This window comes from Vibrio sp. WZ-1 (assembly GCF_052037695.1).
In the GTDB taxonomy this organism is placed as follows: domain Bacteria; phylum Pseudomonadota; class Gammaproteobacteria; order Enterobacterales; family Vibrionaceae; genus Vibrio.
Window position 1 is genome coordinate 212,893 of the sequence record NZ_JBQEQR010000079.1, and the last position, 17,595, is coordinate 230,487.

Sequence of the window (17,595 nt, forward strand, 5' to 3'; positions counted from 1 at the left end):
ATTTGGTCATCCTCGCGGGCTTGATGATCTATCTAGCTCATTCCCAATTTGTTGAATCTGAAACGATGGTTTATCACCAGTCTCAGACAAACCTGATCACTGCTGATAGGCTTATCCGCTCACAAATTGAAGCTACCTTCAGTAAATTCTACCTACTAGAAAGAGCATTGCGGGCTAACAATAACGACTTGCAAAGCGACGATTTTCTAGCATTAAGCGATGGTATCCTCGATTACTCACCTCAATACTCAAACATTTTGTACACGAAAAATGAGGAAGGGATTGCTTACGACTTATCTAACCAAGTCACCCTGTCAGATACTTCTAATATTCATTGGCACAAACTCGATACCATCAGTGACAACTTCTATATCTCATCTTTATATCCAAACCAAAAACAGGAATGGGTATTTGCGGTGAAACATGTTCTCCCGAACTCTCACTACCAACTGTGGATTGAGTTCAACCTCCTGCATTCTACTCAACAGTTACGAGGCTTAAAAACACTAAGCAAAGGTTACGTTTTTGTTGTTGATAGAGACACCGGAAGACTTGTATTTCACCCAAACCCTAACCGCATAGGTAAAAAGTCCATCAGCTTTCACGGCGGCATACATGAAAAAATTGCCAACGGCCTCCTATTTGGGAAGCATGAGTACTACTACAAAGATAACTTCAAAGTTTCAGTTTTTGATGCAGACAACTCACTTAATTGGGTGTTTGTTGCCGGCACAGATCGAGCCGATATTTTAAGCAGTAGTTACCAGTTTACTCTCACTGCTGCCGTGATAGCATCCCTGCTAGCTCTTGCTATTATTATCAACTACCTTACGTATCAACTGCATTTATCGCTGGCTAAGCTAAACCGAGCGAAGAATATTGGCGAGTTCAAGATCCAACTTAAAAGTGTGCTTCACCGCTTCTGCTTTGATCGGGGTATACAGTTCTGCATTTACGATAGTATTAACCACAGTTTTTATACTCTCGATTACCACGGTAATAAAAAGCTCACCTTGTCTGATGCCAAGCTAGCAGCAACCTTTTCTCAATCATCAATATCCTATCGCAGTAACAAGTACTCGGATGCACTGGCTCAAAAACTCAAAGTACGAGGACACCATTACCGCATTCCATTGTATGATGGTCAGGAGTTACTGGCGGTCACTTACGTTTGCTGTCGCTTCCCTACTTACAAATGTATTCTCAACTTAATCCAAAACTATGCGCAAATCGCGTTAGCAAACCTAAAGTTACATGACCGTTTACGTCATCGAGACCCGATGACACAACTAGAGAATAAAGCGTGTCTGGCTACAAAAGTGGCTCGAGAGCTGGGCAATGAGAACCGTTTTATTGCGATGATCGATATCGATAACTTCAAGTACATCAATGATAAATATGGTCACCCAGTTGGTGATTTAGTGATTCAAAAAACAGCTGAAGTAATGCGAGAAAGCTTCCCTAAGCCGAAGGGGATTTGCTTAGCGCGTTATGGTGGTGAAGAGTTTGCTGTTGTATTTCAAGCCAATAATGAGTTTGATGCCAAACATCAGCTTGACGGCTTCCTTACTGCATTGCAGAGAAGTCATTTATCCCTTGGTTGTGGTGATGTCCGATTTACCGCAAGTATCGGATTTACTCCATTAGAAACCAGTTACCACCATGTTGTGGAGCAAGCTGACAAAGCGTTGTATCAAGCAAAAAGATTGGGCAAGAATCGAGTCTGTCATCTAAAAGCGGCATAACGCATCCCATTCAAAGACTCACAAAACCAGAACGCAAGTCGCTCTGGTTTTTTTATTTTATTACAGTCACTTAGTTTGCCAATTGAGTTCACTACACCTCTCTTCCCTCTGAACTTAAATCCATACAAATTCAACACCTGTTACAGAGCAGCGTTAACCTGTTCTGAACAAGTGTTTATTTTTCTTTGATTTAATTTAACCACTATGACGAATAACCTTAGCTACATCAGGGGATTGCACATAGCCAGTTGAAAATGAAAGAACTTGACGATTATGTAGAGCAAACAAATTTAGACCTTACTGACGAAATGTTAGAGGAGCTAGGTTGGATCAGCGACAACGTTCATCAAGTACTCTGCTGGGCTATCGCCGCCATCCTAGTCGTTGTATTGATTTGGGGTATTTTCTAATGAATACATCTAATTCCTCTTATGGTCAGGTTTACCTTGTTGGTGCAGGTACGGGTGATGCGTCGCTACTTACCATCAAAGCATTTCGTCTACTCAACCGCGTCGATGTAGTGCTCTATGATCATCTGGTTTCCGAAGAAATCTTGGATGTGATTCCACGAAAAACCCTAAAAATTTGCGTGGGTAAACATTACGGTAAGCGCTCGCAAACTCAGGCAGAAACCAACGAAATGATGAAGGGTTATGCAATTACAGGTCTCACTGTATGTCGCTTAAAAGCGGGCGACCCTTTTGTATTTGGTCGAGGTGGTGAGGAAGCGGCCTATTTAACTCAGCAAGGTATCAGCTATGAGGTTGTACCGGGTGTAACGGCGGCACTTGGATGCTGCGCTTACGCGGGGATACCGGTCACTCATAGACAAGTTTCGAGGGGTGTAACCTTGGTAACGGGCCGAAACTGTAACGATGCTAGCGAACCTAATTGGAGCGCACTTGCCGCCATCGACCACACCCTTATTTTCTACATGGGGCTACACAAAGCAGAAGCGATCACAGACAACCTTATTGCACATGGTCTCGCGCCAGATACACCTTGCGCCATTGTCAGCAATGGGACACGAGAAAATCAAAACAAGATCGTCACTACCTTAGCCGGACTGTATGAAACCTGCAAAACGCAAAATCCACCACTACCCGCAATTATAGTAGTTGGATACGTGGTTTCTCTTTCGCAGTCACTGGAGTGGTTTGAATCCACCACCGAGCCCTGTTTAGAACGCACGATTCATTAGTTTTTGAAAATAATGAGATAGAACAATGCCTAAGTTTTTAACTACTCAGCAAATGGGTTCGGCTATCGAGTCGTTACGTCAGAGCTACAAGGTGATGGCGCCCGTCTATGAAGAATACGCGGGGCGTTTTGCCCATACGCCCAACTTAGATTACCAAGAACTAGAAAGTTATGGCCAACTGGAGTGGAAAGAGAAAAGCCACTTTTCACCCAAAGAAATCGTTTTTCCGATCACGGAAACTCTGTTTTGGTTTAACGCCGACGAATTACGAGAATCTCGCGTTGATGCGCGTCCTATGTTTTTGTTTCTCAGAGCTTGTGACATCAATGCGCTCAAAAGCCTTGATTACATGTTCTTAGAAAACGGCGGTCACGAAGATTTCTACTACAAACGTCTACGCCAAAAACTCAAGCTTGTACTGATCGAGTGCAGCGAAAGTTTCGAAAACTGCTTTTGCGTCTCGATGGGTACCAACAAAACCGACAACTTCGCCGCTTCAGTTCAATTTAGTGAGCACGGCGCAGTTGTCACCGTAAAAGATCCAGAGTTAACGCCGTATTTTTCACAGGGCAAAGACGTTGAGCACAGCGTCAGCTTCGTTACGTCTAATCCCATCAAAGTACGCACTCCGGACTCAGTCTGTGATGACCCAGAAAAGATACGCGAGACCTTACTTAACCACCCCGTTTGGTCTGAATACGATTCGCGCTGCATTGGTTGCGGTCGCTGTACATCGTCGTGTCCGACGTGTGCCTGCTTCAATGTGTTTGATGTAGTGTACAACCAAGACGCTAAAGTCGGTGAACGTCGACGCCAACACTCGAGTTGTATGATTGATGGTTTCTCAGACATGGCAGGCGGTCATAGCTTCCGCCACAGAAACGGCGAGCGCTTACGTTATCGCGCCTTACACAAGGTCAACGACTTTAAATCTCGCCAAGGTGAACACCACATGTGTGTCGGATGCGGACGCTGTGACGACCGATGCCCTCACTACATCTCATTTAGCAACATCATCAACAAGATGACATCGATTGTAGAGGAGGCGCTCTAATGTGCGATTGTGAAAACAAAATGCTGCCGCAAAGCTACCCGATTATTCATATCGAAAAGCACACAGAACTAGAATGGAACTTTCGCGTCGCGTGCGACTTTCCAGTGCACTACGGACAATTTGTCGAAGTGGGTTTATCCCTAGTGGGCGAAGCACCCATTTCCGTCTCCGATTACGGCTTAGGTTACGTCGATTTGCTGATACGTAATGTCGGCAAGGTAACTAGTGAGCTATTCCAATTAAACGCCAGTGATCGTGTGATGATGCGCGGTGCAATGGGCAACGGTTACCCGATGGAAGAGTACCAAGATAAACACCTCATTGTGGTCGCGGGCGGCACTGGCGTTGCTCCGGTCAAAGGGTTGATTAACTACTTTCACAACAACCCCAGTGATGTGAAAAAGATGTCTTTGATCCTCGGATTTAAAAACCAAGATGCAGTACTGTACAAAAACGACTTACTGAATTGGTCTTACTCCAATCACGTCATCACCACGCTAGATGATGGTGGTGACGAGCATTTCTATGAGAGCGGTTTAGTAACCGAACACATCAATAAACTTGACCTCTCTGACAAAGAAAACATCCGCGTCATCGTTGTGGGCCCACCGATTATGATTAAGTTCGTCGTACAGGACTTCTTATCCAGAGGCATTCAAGAAGATCAGATTTGGGTCGACTACGAACGCCGAATGGCTTGCTCTGTGGGCAAATGCGGTCACTGCCGAATTGGTGACAAATACGTGTGCCTGGATGGTCCAGTTTTCCGTTATGACCACGCTAGAGCCATGATCGATTAGGAGGGAATCACAATGACGATGGACGTAGATATCATCAAAATGCGCGCCAATGGCGATTACCGCCTATCGAAAGTACGTGGCGAGTGCATGATCAGCGTACGCATTCCAGGTGGCATTATGCCCGCCTACTTGCTCGGGGCCGCGCAAGAGATCGCCGAGAAATGGGGCAACGGTGTCATTCACCTCACCACGCGACAAAAACTGGCAATGCCCGGCATTCGCTATGAAGACATTCCAGAGGTCAACAAAGCGCTTGAGCCTTTCATCAAAGACATCACCGTCAATACGTGCGGCATTGAAGTCGAAGACACCCAAGCGGGTTATCAGTCGATTGGTGGGCGCAATATTGTCGCGTGTCAGGGCAGTCGAATCTGCCAGAAAGCCAATACTGATACCACAGGCTTAGCGCAGCGAATGGAGCGGCACGTTTACCCAAGTAAATATCATTTAAAAATGGTCATGGCAGGCTGTCCGAACGACTGTGCCAAAGCCAATATGGCAGACTTTGGTATCTTAGGTATCGCCAAGATTAATTTCGAGAGTCATCGCTGTATTGGTTGCGGCGCCTGCGTTAAAGCGTGTGCGCACCACGCGGTAGATTGCTTGTCACTCAAAGACGGTAAAGCAGTGAAGGAAGAGAGCAAATGCATTGGCTGCGGCGAATGTGTGCTTGCCTGTCCGACTCTCGCTTGGCGTCGAGACCCAAAACAATTCTATATGGTCAAACTGGGCGGTCGCACTTCGAAGAAGACCCCTCGCGTTGGCAAGATGTTCCTCAATTGGGTAACGGAAGACGTCCTACATTCTGTCATCGACAATCTGTTCGAATTTGAAAAAGAGATGCTGGGCGGTAAGCCGATTTACCTACACATGGGGCATCTGATTGATAAAGGCGGCTACTTGCGTTTTAGAGAGCGCGTCTTAGATGGCGTTAGCCTAAATCCGGAAGCCAAAGTCGCCGAACGTATGTACTGGGCAGAAGATGAATACGTAGCGAACATGCACGTGAAATAGGCAATCTTCCTCCATATTATATTTTGAGCACCTGCATTTGTGCTCCAAGCCAGGATGGGCGGTTTCATTCTGGCTTGTTTTATACCAATCACAGTAAGTACCCAGTGTTAACGCAGAAAAGACACTTGAGAACAAGGCTAAAATTTTTGATAAGTAATTATTCTACAATCAAATTTTTAAACGAAGTTATCGAGCGTTATAACTGACTAGAATAAATAGCTATTAACTACGATTGGTATATTGTTCCTCGACCCTACCCAAAGTACTAAACACTCAATACTGGGATCTAATAGAGCGACTAATCTCGCAAAATATAATGCTTAGTAACACCTAAAGTTACTTTTAGTTCTCTAAACTGTAACTTGCTCTGTATTGGTAGTCGTGATACCTCGACTCAGGCAATCTTCCTCTCAAGCACGGCTCACACTGATAACCAAAACCAGAGCCAAGATACAATTTTTGAGAGTCGTCATTATGAAAACCATCAAATCCATCATCATCGCACTGCTATTTGCATCTACCTTATCTGGCTGCGTTTCGACACCCGGTAATTATCGTTTAGCACCCAACGTTCGCCCTACTTTGATGAACGCCAATATCAACGTTCAACCACTGGTGAATACCGCGGTCTCTGTCGGAAAAGTTGTATTACCTTATGCAATTTCAGCAGGACACGCTTACGTTAATTCGCCTTACTTCTTGATGCGATAGCCACACCAAATTCATAATGGTCACACCGACAAAAAACAAAGCCGATGCTTCTCAGTGCATCGGCTTTTTTGTTGGTTAGACTTGCTCAACTCATTATTCGCAAGGCGGAGCTAGGTGAATCAAAGCCAATCCACCCAGTGATGTCTCGCGGTATTTCTTGTTCATGTCTTTGCCCGTTTGGTACATGGTTTCAATCACCTTATCCAACGAGATCAAACATTTACTATTACGCTTTAATGCCATGCGAGAAGCATTGATCGCTTTCATTGCGCCCATCGCATTACGCTCAATACACGGTACTTGCACTAAGCCACCAATTGGGTCACAAGTCATGCCTAGTGAGTGCTCCATGGCAATCTCGGCCGCAATACAAATTTGCTCATTGCTACCACCACGTAGCGCTGTTAGACCGGCTGCCGCCATGGAAGAAGACACGCCGACTTCGCCCTGACAACCCACTTCGGCACCCGAAATAGACGCATTAGTTTTGTACAAGATGCCAATCGCACCGGATACAGAAAGAAAGTCTTTAAGCTGTTTGGTATCGAGCTCTTTGATGAAGCGATGGTAGTACATCAATACCGCAGGAATCACACCTGCCGCACCATTGGTTGGAGACGTTACGACTTGTCCACCAGCGGCGTTTTCTTCACTTACAGCAAAAGCAAACAGGTTAATCCAATCCATGATTTCCATTGGATCGTTTTCGATTGCTGCATTTGCTTCAAGCTTCTTCAGCAAGTTAGGCGCACGGCGGGTCACATTCAAGCCGCCATCCAAGATACCTTCTGTCTCGAAACCACGCTCCATGCAACGCGTCATCACACGCCAGATCTGTTCTGCGCGTTGATTAATGGCTTCCATATCCTGAAACGCTTGTTCGTTTTTCAGAATCATGCCGCCGAGACTCATGCCATTCTTCTCTGCCTGTGCCAACATTTCGTCCGCACTGGAGAATGGAAACTCAACTTCTACGGGCGCAGTCGCACTGCCATTTTGCAGTTCATCCGCCGTTGCGATGAAACCACCACCGATAGAGTAGTAAGTTTCAAACCCAACCTGATTGCCGTGCGCATCTAACGCAGTAATCGTCATGCCATTCTCATGCAGAGGAAGGTTCTCTTCGTGGAACAACATATCCGTTTTGTAGTTGAATTCGATTTCATGACGGCCATCGACAGACATCATGCCCTCTTCAATCGCCTTGCGCATCGCTTTGTTCGCAGAAGCGATTTTGATGGTATCTGGTTTGTTACCCAACAGACCCAAAATCGTTGCGCGGTCAGTATGGTGACCAATCCCCGTTAACGAGAGTGAGCCGTATAAATCGACTTGAATACGAACCACTTTTGCCAAGTTCGATTCAATCAAACGAGTGAAGTGGTAACCGGCGATCATTGGGCCATTAGTGTGAGAGCTAGAAGGGCCCACACCAATCTTGTAAATATCAAAGATGGACAGCATAAACTTACCTATTACGACAATGCAGCATAAAGCCAATCAGGGAGAATCATACAAGCAGCGATGGTCGCCACAGCGAACACCAACAGCCCGTAATGGCTTGCAGTTGGCTTTGCAAAAAGATGTTTTTGATTATTGATAAAGATTTGTTGCTCGGCAGTCACAGCGCCCCAACGACGGCTAACTAACACACCAAACAAAAGGAACACGAACGTACCAATTGGCGCGAACCACGGCCAAGCCACGTCGAGATACATGGCAGTAAAAACCGCAATCACACTCATGATACTGCCAACGATCACGCCTTTTTCGTTGGCTTTCGCCCAGAATAAACCAAGCACGAATGAACCCAAACGGATACCAACGAAGATAGAAGTCAGACTAGCGATGGTTTTGAGTACCGATTCATTCGATACCGCCAGAAGAGCTGGCACTACCACCATGGCCGCAGCAAGCAAACTCATCTTTCTTGCGACTTTTTCGTAGTGCTCATCATCGGCACTTTTGCGAACGAAACGCTTGTAGATATCGAACGTCGCGACGGTCGCCATCGAGTTGTAGGTCGAGTCCAAGGTCGACATTGCGGCCGCTGCCAATGCGGAAATGATCAAACCAACGACGATCGGGGTAGTGTGGTTGAAGACGAAGTCCAAAATCACTTCGTTGCTGTTTTCAAACGATTGATCTTGATAGAAAATATTCAAAAGAACACCGAGTACCGCGAAGAATAAGTACACGAAAAACGCACCGTAACCACACAACAGCATCGACTTCTGTGCCGTCTTTTCACATTTCGTCGCTAACGTACGTTGAATGATCAATTGGTTGGTGCCGTACACACTCAAATGCAAAAAGCTCACTGCAACCACGCCAGCCCAGAGTGTGGTATCCACACCTAAATCAAAGTCTAAGTTGATGATATTCAGGTGATCACGAGAAAGGTAATCTGCCGCATTAATCTCTGTCACTAGAATGGCAAAGATAGCGATGCTGCCTGCAACCAATACTGCAGATTGCAACATATCGGTCCAGATAACCGTGGAAATCCCGCCTGCATAGGTATAACAAGCGGTGAAAATACTAATGTAGATAATGGCTTCAGAAATACTGATAGGCAGAACTTGCACTAAGATCAGCGCCACGGCATACAAAATCACACCCGCAGAGATACATTGAACCACAATAAATACAATCGAGTTGATGGTTCTTGCATACACTCCAAAGCGGTGCTCAAGGTATTCATAAATCGAAGTCAGACCCAGCTTATAGAAGACAGGTACAAAGAAAATGACAGTGAAAAAGATAACGATGGGATAGTTGAGGTGAATACTCATCGCTTCCATGCCAGAGCTATAAACCCAACCAGGCATCCCTACAAACGTCATCGCACTAATGTAAGTCGCAAGTATCGAAACACCTGCCGTAAACCAGCCAAACTGCTTTCCACCCGTGGAAAAGTCGCCACCATTGCTGTAGCGCTTATTCACTAAATAGCTGATTAGTATGGTAATTACTACATATAACGCAATCACCACAAAACTTGAGTACGTAACCATTTTAAGGTTTTCCTAATTCTGGGTAGCTAATTATTATGCCCAGATATTACTGTAAAAAGGCATTTCTAAACGACAATCCCACTGTAAGTGTGATTATCATCACCAATATAGGCGAAAATGTATTCAAAATCGCCAAAACCGCCGATTAGTGAGATCCTTGTCACCAAAACCCACAAAATGGGTACGCATTCATTTTAAAATTGATTTTGATCACGGATCTAATAACCTTAAAAAAACTATGATTCACCCCGACACGAAATCGAAGATGATCCAAATAAGATCGTGTTCATTAAGTTTGAATAGCAACAAATCCTAAGTGAAATAGAGGTTTATCGGTCATGAATGCCAAAAGACACATGAGCGAAGTTCCTATGATTCAAAGGGTAGCTGCCTATCTAGCGATACTGGTTGGTTACTTTTTCTATTGTTATAACTTTGTAATTATTGACTACGTACGCCCATACATCGTTGAAGCGTATGATGGTATTAGCCTGTCAGACACTGCCCAGTTCTATACATGGCAGTCGGTTGGTGCACTCATCGGTGCATTGAGCTGTGCTTGGTTCGCAACAAAATTTGGTAAGAAATCCACTCTTATTACCATCACAGCCCTAAACGGTGGCGCAACAATCATTAATATGATGTTCACCGACTACACAACATGGGCAGCAATGCGTTTCATCATTGGTTTGTCACTGGGTGGTTACTTCACCGTAGCAGTGAGCCTGATGATCGGCCTATTTACGCCAACGGTACGTGGTAAGTTGACGGCATTCGCGTCTTCTATGTTCTCTGTAGCACTGATGGTAATGGGTGCGTATGCAGCATTTATTGCAAGCATCGATGCACCATGGGAAAGCCTAATGCTTGTAGGTGGTATCCCACCATTGGCAGCAGCTGTGGTCATGATCTTTGTACTACCTAGTGACAGCAAAGTGATCGCTTACGGTGAAGAAGAACAAGCAAAATCGGAAGCATCAGATGCACCAGCGAAAAAAGGCTCTTGGGGCGAAATGCTAAGCAAGCCTTACCGTAAGATCACATTAACGTGTCTATTACTGGCTGGCCTTAACTTCTACGGTTTCCAATTCTTTGGTGGCTTCGTAACCACTTACCTACGTGATGTACGTATGTTCGACGGTGCAACCATCGGTCTCATCTTCTCTATCTCAGCATTTGGTTCACTGTTTGGTGCGTGGTTCTGGGGTTGGGTAGCTGACAAATTCGGTCGTAAGGTGAACGCATTTGGCTTCATCCTAGCGGGCATCATGGTTTCAATCTTCTTTGTTGCACCTGGCGACATGGTGATTGGCGGTCTAAACATGCTGGCTCTACTCGGTCTGATTTACAACTTCGGTCTGTCTTCTTCAGCGGTATGGGGTGGTTACTTCTCAGAACTGTTCCCAGCACACCTACGTAGCTACGGCGCAGCGCTATTCCACGGCGGTCGTATCCTCGGTATGTGGGCACCAATGGTACTTATCTTCATCCAAGAGCGTACCGACCTACAAACCGCAATGTGGGGTTCACCAATCGTATGGATCCTTGCTGGTCTTCTATGGCTATCACTGCCAGAGACACTAAAAGGCGGTGTGTTCGATAAGAGCAAAAAAGCCGAAGCAGCAAAAGCGTAACTGAATTTCAAAAACTCCGGCTGGCTCCCCAGCCGGATGAGAAAACTTAATTTCGAGTCCTGTTCCCAAAGCCGACTCGACAGCAAATAAGAGAGTTTATTATGTCTAAATATCAAGAAGCGAAACGCGTTGTACGTGAATACTTCAGCGCAATGGAAAACGCAACTCACGAGAACGTAGCAGAAGTACTAAAAGCACATACTTCTGAAGATTACCTATGGCGTGGTGTTTACCCATTCCGTGAGCAACAAGGCGCTCAAGCAGCGGCTGACGTTTTCTGGGCTCCTTTAATGAAATCAATGACTCGCATGCAGCGTCGTCAAGACATCTTCATCGGTGGTGAGAACGAAGTAACATCAGGTGAAATCTGGGTAATGAGCATGGGTCACTTCATGGGTCTATTCGACGCTGAATACCTAGGCATGCGCCCAACTGGCAAAATCATGAACATCCGTTACGCAGAATTTAACTGCGTTGATAACGGCAAGATCACTAAGACTGGCCTATTCCTAGACCTTCTAGGTGCAATGGACCAAGCGGGTTGTTACCCACTACCACCATCAACAGGTAAGCACTTCGTATACCCTGGTCCTCGTAACCACGACGGTCTACTGTTCGAAGACGCAGCACCAGAAGAAGGCGTAGCAACACTAGCACTAGTGAACAAGATGGTTGATGACCTATCTGCACTCAACGACAGCGGCGCAATGGGTTGCCCACCAGAAGTTCTTGAAAAGAGCTGGTCTAAAGACATGATCTGGTACGGTCCATGTGGTATCGGTGCGTCTTACACAATTCCTCGTTACCAACAGCAGCACCAATTGCCGTTCCGTAACAATCTGAAAGACAAGAAGTTTAACGGCCACGTATGTCGTTTCGCAGAAGGTAATTTCTCTTGTTTCTTCGGCTGGCCAAACCTATCTAACACGCCAATCGGTGGTTTCCTAGGTATGACAGGCGGTGAAGTACGAGCTGACATGCAAGTGGTTGACGTTTACTACCGTGACGGCGACAAGCTATCTGAGAACTGGGTACTGATCGACCTTCCTTACTGGCTAAAACAGCAAGGTTTAGACGTGTTCGAGCGTACTCAACAGATCCTAAACCCTTCTCTATAAGAAGTTCTAGGGGCGGATTGTCAACCCGCCTTTATGTTGCCTGAATCCCCTCTCGGTTCAGGCGACATGCTCCCAACTCGTGCCTCAAGGATGGGGCACAACCTCAAGATAGAACCCTCATTCACAACGGGCATGAACGCACGGTGGCTTTCTGCGCCCTGAATAACGAGATTGATGATGAAAAAATCGACCCTTTCTGCAGTGATTTTAGCAGCGCTTACTTCTAGCTCAGCCTTTGCTGCACACACTTTTGTTAATGACGCTGGCGACAGCCTAACCATCGATGGCCGTTTCGATCTTCGCTATCAAAACCGTGGCGGTGATGACAACGGCGAATGGAACAGCGGCAGCTCACGTTTCGGTTTGAAAGGCCAAATGGGCCTAGATAACGGCTGGACTGGTTTCGGTCACGCGGAATGGGGCTACAACTCTGGCGCGAACGGCGACAACATTTACGACCGCTTGCTATACGCAGGTGTTGATCACGAAAAATACGGCAAAATTGCTGCGGGTACTAAGCAGTGGTCTACCTTCTACGACGTAGCATGGTACACCGATTTAGGTCGTGTATTCGGTACTCGTGGCTCAGGTGTTTACAACCTAGCTGACTGGGGTATCGCATCCGGTGCTGGTCGTGCAGAAAACTCAATTACGTACCGTAATTCTATCAATGAAAAAGTGAGCTACGGCTTTACTTACCAAACCACGCGTGAAGATGTTGCTCTAGCAAGCAATGCTACAGCCTCACTGAAAAACGGCATGGGTGCGTCGATCACTTACAAACCGGTTGATGGCGTAACAGTCGGTGCGGCTTACCATCAAAATGAAGTTGCGGATCTAGACGCAAGCGTGGTTGGCGTAGAAAACGGCGACAACATGCGCATCATGCTATTGGGCGCGAACTACAGCAACGGTGCCTTCTACGCGGGCGCGACTTTCCACGTTGGTGAAAACTGGGAAGCAGTGAGCCAAGGCGGTACGGACGTGATGTTCGATACCCTAGGTGGCGAAATCTACACTTACTACCACTTCGACAACGGCCTACGCCCAACGTTGAACTACAACTACATGGAAGATCGTGGTGACGAGACACAAGGTTACGAGCGTAACTTGCTGATTCCTGGTGTTGAATACCACTTCCAGAAGAACAAATTCCTAGTTTGGACTGAATACCAGTTCGACCTAGGTAAAGATCAGTACGATGGCAGCAAATTCGAAAACCGTGATGATCAATTCGCGGCGGGTATTCGCTACTACTTCTGATAACCACGAGATAAGTTATTTCGGTTACGTAACTTATTCGATTTAGTGGAAATGGGAAATAAGAGCAAGCCTTACCTTTTATGGGTAAGGCTTTTTTCGTATGCAAAAATGAAATGTGACTTGGGTACTACCCAAATTTCGCCATCAAAGACAATCTAACCCTTTATTTACTTAAACCTTGCTTATTTCTCTTTATGACTACGTACCTATTTGTGTTAACCTAGTCACAGTTAAACTGACTTATGAATCAACTCACATGAATCCTGCAAAACAAACCGTAACATCGAAGGACGTTGCCAAACTGGCTGGCGTTTCTCAATCTACTGTATCGCGTGTGTTTGTTCCGGGCAGCTCAGTGTCAGAAAAGACCAAGCAAAAGGTCTTCGAAGCCGCGAAAGCCCTAAACTACCGTCCAAATGCTTTTGCACGTAGCTTGACCACCAACGAATCTAAGTTGATCGGTTTGGTATTCCCAGATGCGGACTACCCTATCCACATGAAAACACTTCAATTGATTTCAAGTGAATTGCAAAAGCAAGGCTACTCAGCGGTGTTGATTCCATGGCAAGTGGATGATGAAGACAACCACTCAATCCCGAACATCTTCCAATACCGCGTAGATGGTGTCATTGCCGCTTCCGCTACCTTCAACAAATCACTGTATGAAGAGTGTGAGGAGTTCAATATCCCTATCGTTCAGTATGCACGCGTCGTAGAAGGTACTAAAAGCAGTTACGTTATCAGTGACAACTACGAAGCTGGCCAACAAGCGGCGCAACTTCTGCACGAAAGCGGGGTGAAAAACGCGGTTTACCTGACGGGTGAAGTGCCAACCTTTACCAACGACGAGCGCCAAAGTGGCTTCAGTTCTGAGTTTGAAGACTTAACGGGTAAAACACCACGCATCATTGAAGCGAGCTATGACTACGCAAGTTCACTGGATAAAGTACGTGCAATGCTAACCAATAAGAATCGTCCAGAAGCCGTGTTCTGCGCGACTGACAACCTTGCAATGGCGGTAATGGACATTGCGCGTATTGAGTGTGGTATTCGCATCCCTCAAGATCTAAAAGTCATCGGCTTCGACAACATCCCACAAACGGAATGGTTGAGCTACCAACTGACCACTTTCCGTCAAGACTTCCGTCGTCTAGCACGTGAGTGTGTGAAAATTATCGTTGATCAAATAAACAATAAAAACAGTAGCTTGGTGAAAATGATGGTGCCAGTCAAATTGATAGAGCGTAGCACCACCAAAGCCTAATCCCAGAGATGCCAACCCAAGCTGTTGGCTTTTTTATTTCCTCATTTCTTCTGTCTCATGCCGCCTATTCCTTACTTCTAAATTTTCGAACCAATGGTTCATTTGGTGTTGTAAGAATTAATGAACCGGCGTATATTTATGAACCATTACAGTATATGAACCAATTCCAAGAGACGTATTGCACCCATGGCTACCTTTCTCTATACGCGCTACTCCCCTAAAAACCGAGCTTACCCAGAGCAGATCGACGCTTTAAAAGCCTTTGCTCCCGAAGCAATTCACCTTGAGGACAAGGTACGCGGCTGCACGCCACCAGCGGAGCGACAAGCCTTTCAACAGCTCTTAAGTACCGTGCAATCTGGCGACACCGTTGTACTTTGGTGGCTAACCGCCTTTGGCCGAGACTTCAGCCAAGCCTTAAGCACGATTCAAACCCTGCTTAACAAAGGTGTCACCCTAAAAACCGTTTGTGAACCACTGACCTTTGACCCTGGTTCCGTACAAACGCAAACCTTGCTTTCGCTGCTTTCTGGCTACGGACAAGTGCAAACGCAACATCGCTTGTTCGCCGCAGAACAAGGCCGCAAAGCACTAAAAGACGACCCACAGATGTGGAAGCAGAAATTCCGAGGTCGCCCTGCAGACAAAGCGAAGCATCAGCACATTGCGACTTTGCTTCTGGAAGGCAATACGCTACAAAGCGTCGCAGAACAATGCGAAGTCAGCCTATCAACGGTGAAACGTGTGAAAGCCAAACTGAATGAATTTGATGATGAAGGAAGTTTGCGCCGCCGTGGTGATGGTGAAAAATCATGAGTCGACCGTTCGAATTTAAAACCATATTACTAGCATGTTTGATCATCAGTGTGGGTCAACTCAGTATGGGCTTGGTGTTTCCGTCATTGCCTTGGATCGCAAAAGACTTTGATATTTCTCTCGACCAAGCTCAGTTGTTGGTAAGTGTTTACTTACTTGGGTTCGGTCCTTCTCAGTTTATCTACGGTCCAGTATCCGATGCGTTAGGCCGTAAAAAAGTGCTGTTGGCTGGCTTGTTGATTGCCATGCTCGGTCTGTTGATGATCATCTTCCTCAGCCACACGTTCACAGGCATGGTGGCGGGACGTTTTCTGCAAGGGTTAGGCACTGGCTGCTGCGCGGTACTAGCTCGCGCATCAACTCGTGACCGCTTCAATGGCTCAGATCTGCCAATCGCACTATCCTACATTGCAATGGCTGCTTCTATCACACCGTTGGTTGCGCCTGTTATTGGTGGTTTCATTAACGCCCACTTCGGTTGGACCATGGTATTTATCTCATTGCTCGGCTACGTATCATTGGCTTGGATTGTGATTGTAGTGCGCTTTAAAGAGACCGTCACACAAACCTCAGCACTGCCACCACCGAAGAAAATGCTGCTGCAATATCGTGATCTGCTGACGTCTCGTTACTTCATGAGTTTTGCCAGCATTGGTTGGCTTAACTTCAGCCTGATGATCACCACCGTTTCAGTGATGCCCTTTATCATGCAAAACCAAATTGGCATGACATCCGATCAATACGCAATGTGGGCACTAATCCCTGCGTTCGGCATGATTTGCGGCACAAGTATTTGTAACCGTGTACGCCCTATCATCGGCACGAAGAAGATGCTGTTAGTAACGCCAGTCCTGCACGTAAGTTCGGCATTGTGGCTGTTCTTCTGCCCTGTTGAAGCGTTGTATTTAATGCTTGGTCAACTGCTGATGATCTTAGGTAATGCCATCGCGCTACCTTGTGCTCAAGCTATGGTCATGCAACCTTACAAGAAACAAGCAGGGGCAGCTGCGGCAATGTCGGGCGGTGGTCAAATGGTGGTGTCATCGATTGTGAGTATGGCATTGGTACAACTCGGTTTAAGCCAAGCGTGGCATCTGTCCTTGGTAATTGTCGTTTTCGCAACCATTACACTAACCAACATTCTGCGTGGTTTTTCTACCGAGCAGCCATTAGAGCATTGGAGCCGGGATTTACTCTAGTTCAGTTTGTACCAAGAAATGAAGTGTATCATTAGGTCAATAATGGTACTGTACTGAACAGTTTTATTTAGGTTGATTTAGTCATGCGCGCATCTACTGAAAAGAAAAGAACTCGAATCATTGACGTCGCCACCGAACTGTTTATTGAACAGGGTTACAAGGACACCTCACTCGATCAAATCGTCGCAATTTGTGGTGGCTCAAAACAGACCTTATATCGCTATTTCTCCAACAAAGAAGGGCTGTTTGTCGAAGTGCTCGCGCATAACACCAAGACTGGCTTAGAATCCGTTTTCCAGCTTTCTGATAAGCAGAATGAACCACTAAGAGATACCTTAGAGGATTTTGCTAAAAAATACCTGCGTGGCATTTGCTCTAACCCAATATTGTCGCTTTATCGCATCATTTCTGCCGATTTCAACAAACATGATTCGGTCCCAAACCAGTTTTGGCAAACCGGGCCGCAACGTATTCACCAATATCTGATTGAGTTTTTAAAAACAGACACTATCAGCCAACAACTCAATATCGATGATGCGGATCTGGCTTGTGATCAATTGCTTGCATTAATCAAATTAGATTATCAAAACATGGCGCTAATGGGTTTTGATTTCCTCAGTGAAGAAGAGCTAGAAGCGCACACCAAGAAAGCAGTAGCAGCATTCCTAACTCTCTATCAGCGATAAACCTAAAGACAACAAAGGGAGCATATTGGCTCCCTTTGTAATTTTTTACTGCTTAGTTGCCTAACTATTTTGG

The 17,595-nt window shown here is 45.9% G+C and carries 16 protein-coding genes; 14 read left to right on the forward strand and 2 right to left on the reverse strand.

Features of this window, described 5'->3' with window-relative positions:
* Nucleotides 1-23 precede the first annotated feature (23 nt).
* The 7 genes from ACTS60_RS15715 to ACTS60_RS15745 all read left to right on the forward strand — a co-directional run bounded on the left by ACTS60_RS15715 (nucleotide 24) and on the right by ACTS60_RS15745 (nucleotide 6,525).
* A complete protein-coding gene (locus ACTS60_RS15715; RefSeq protein WP_440889000.1) occupies nucleotides 24-1,745 on the forward strand; it encodes a diguanylate cyclase domain-containing protein in 1,722 nt (573 codons plus the stop codon).
* Nucleotides 1,746-1,999: 254 nt separating this feature from the next.
* Entirely contained in the window at nucleotides 2,000-2,155 is a 156-nt protein-coding gene (locus ACTS60_RS15720) for a hypothetical protein (RefSeq protein ID WP_440889001.1), read from the forward strand.
* A complete protein-coding gene (gene cobA / locus ACTS60_RS15725; protein WP_440889002.1) occupies nucleotides 2,155-2,946 on the forward strand; it encodes a uroporphyrinogen-III C-methyltransferase in 792 nt (263 codons plus the stop codon). Before ACTS60_RS15720 ends, cobA begins: the two co-directional genes overlap by 1 nt.
* A 25-nt stretch (nucleotides 2,947-2,971) precedes the next feature.
* The gene (gene asrA, locus ACTS60_RS15730) at nucleotides 2,972-4,000 is read left to right on the forward strand and encodes an anaerobic sulfite reductase subunit AsrA (protein ID WP_440889003.1); all 1,029 of its coding nucleotides are present in this window, start codon (nucleotides 2,972-2,974) and stop codon (nucleotides 3,998-4,000) included.
* Entirely contained in the window at nucleotides 4,000-4,800 is an 801-nt protein-coding gene (asrB, locus tag ACTS60_RS15735; protein WP_440889004.1) for an anaerobic sulfite reductase subunit AsrB, read from the forward strand. Before asrA ends, asrB begins: the two co-directional genes overlap by 1 nt.
* Before the next feature lie 12 nt (nucleotides 4,801-4,812).
* Nucleotides 4,813-5,814: a sulfite reductase subunit C gene (gene asrC, locus ACTS60_RS15740; RefSeq protein WP_440889005.1), complete on the forward strand. Its 1,002-nt coding sequence runs from the start codon at nucleotides 4,813-4,815 to the stop codon at nucleotides 5,812-5,814.
* A 474-nt stretch (nucleotides 5,815-6,288) separates the two neighbouring features.
* Nucleotides 6,289-6,525 (forward strand): hypothetical protein, encoded by a 237-nt coding sequence (locus tag ACTS60_RS15745; RefSeq protein WP_440889006.1) that lies wholly within the window; start codon nucleotides 6,289-6,291, stop codon nucleotides 6,523-6,525.
* A 93-nt stretch (nucleotides 6,526-6,618) separates the two neighbouring features.
* On the opposite strand, the gene ACTS60_RS15750 is transcribed toward ACTS60_RS15745, so the two are convergent.
* On the reverse strand, nucleotides 6,619-7,989 hold the full coding sequence (locus ACTS60_RS15750; protein ID WP_440889007.1) for an L-serine ammonia-lyase: 1,371 nt from the start codon (nucleotides 7,987-7,989) through the stop codon (nucleotides 6,619-6,621).
* 11 nt (nucleotides 7,990-8,000) lie between these two features.
* Nucleotides 8,001-9,542: a sodium:solute symporter gene (locus tag ACTS60_RS15755; RefSeq protein WP_440889008.1), complete on the reverse strand. Its 1,542-nt coding sequence runs from the start codon at nucleotides 9,540-9,542 to the stop codon at nucleotides 8,001-8,003.
* A gap of 338 nt (nucleotides 9,543-9,880) precedes the next feature.
* Here ACTS60_RS15755 and ACTS60_RS15760 point away from each other — a divergent pair, with 338 nt between their 5' ends.
* From ACTS60_RS15760 to ACTS60_RS15790, 7 genes are all read left to right on the forward strand, one after another.
* Nucleotides 9,881-11,176 (forward strand): MFS transporter, encoded by a 1,296-nt coding sequence (locus tag ACTS60_RS15760; RefSeq protein ID WP_440889009.1) that lies wholly within the window; start codon nucleotides 9,881-9,883, stop codon nucleotides 11,174-11,176.
* Nucleotides 11,177-11,277: 101 nt separating this feature from the next.
* A complete protein-coding gene (locus tag ACTS60_RS15765) occupies nucleotides 11,278-12,294 on the forward strand; it encodes a nuclear transport factor 2 family protein (protein ID WP_054390777.1) in 1,017 nt (338 codons plus the stop codon).
* A 177-nt stretch (nucleotides 12,295-12,471) separates the two neighbouring features.
* A complete protein-coding gene (locus ACTS60_RS15770; protein WP_440889010.1) occupies nucleotides 12,472-13,557 on the forward strand; it encodes a porin in 1,086 nt (361 codons plus the stop codon).
* A 256-nt stretch (nucleotides 13,558-13,813) separates the two neighbouring features.
* Nucleotides 13,814-14,821 carry a LacI family DNA-binding transcriptional regulator gene (locus ACTS60_RS15775; protein ID WP_409387323.1) on the forward strand — a complete coding sequence of 336 codons (1,008 nt, stop codon included), beginning with the start codon at nucleotides 13,814-13,816 and terminating at the stop codon, nucleotides 14,819-14,821.
* A gap of 186 nt (nucleotides 14,822-15,007) precedes the next feature.
* A complete protein-coding gene (locus ACTS60_RS15780) occupies nucleotides 15,008-15,637 on the forward strand; it encodes a recombinase family protein (RefSeq protein ID WP_440889011.1) in 630 nt (209 codons plus the stop codon).
* The gene (locus ACTS60_RS15785; RefSeq protein ID WP_440889012.1) at nucleotides 15,634-16,836 is read left to right on the forward strand and encodes a multidrug effflux MFS transporter; all 1,203 of its coding nucleotides are present in this window, start codon (nucleotides 15,634-15,636) and stop codon (nucleotides 16,834-16,836) included. Before ACTS60_RS15780 ends, ACTS60_RS15785 begins: the two co-directional genes overlap by 4 nt.
* 83 nt (nucleotides 16,837-16,919) lie before the next feature.
* A complete protein-coding gene (locus ACTS60_RS15790; RefSeq protein WP_440889013.1) occupies nucleotides 16,920-17,522 on the forward strand; it encodes a TetR/AcrR family transcriptional regulator in 603 nt (200 codons plus the stop codon).
* The last annotated feature ends 73 nt before the right edge of the window (nucleotides 17,523-17,595 follow it).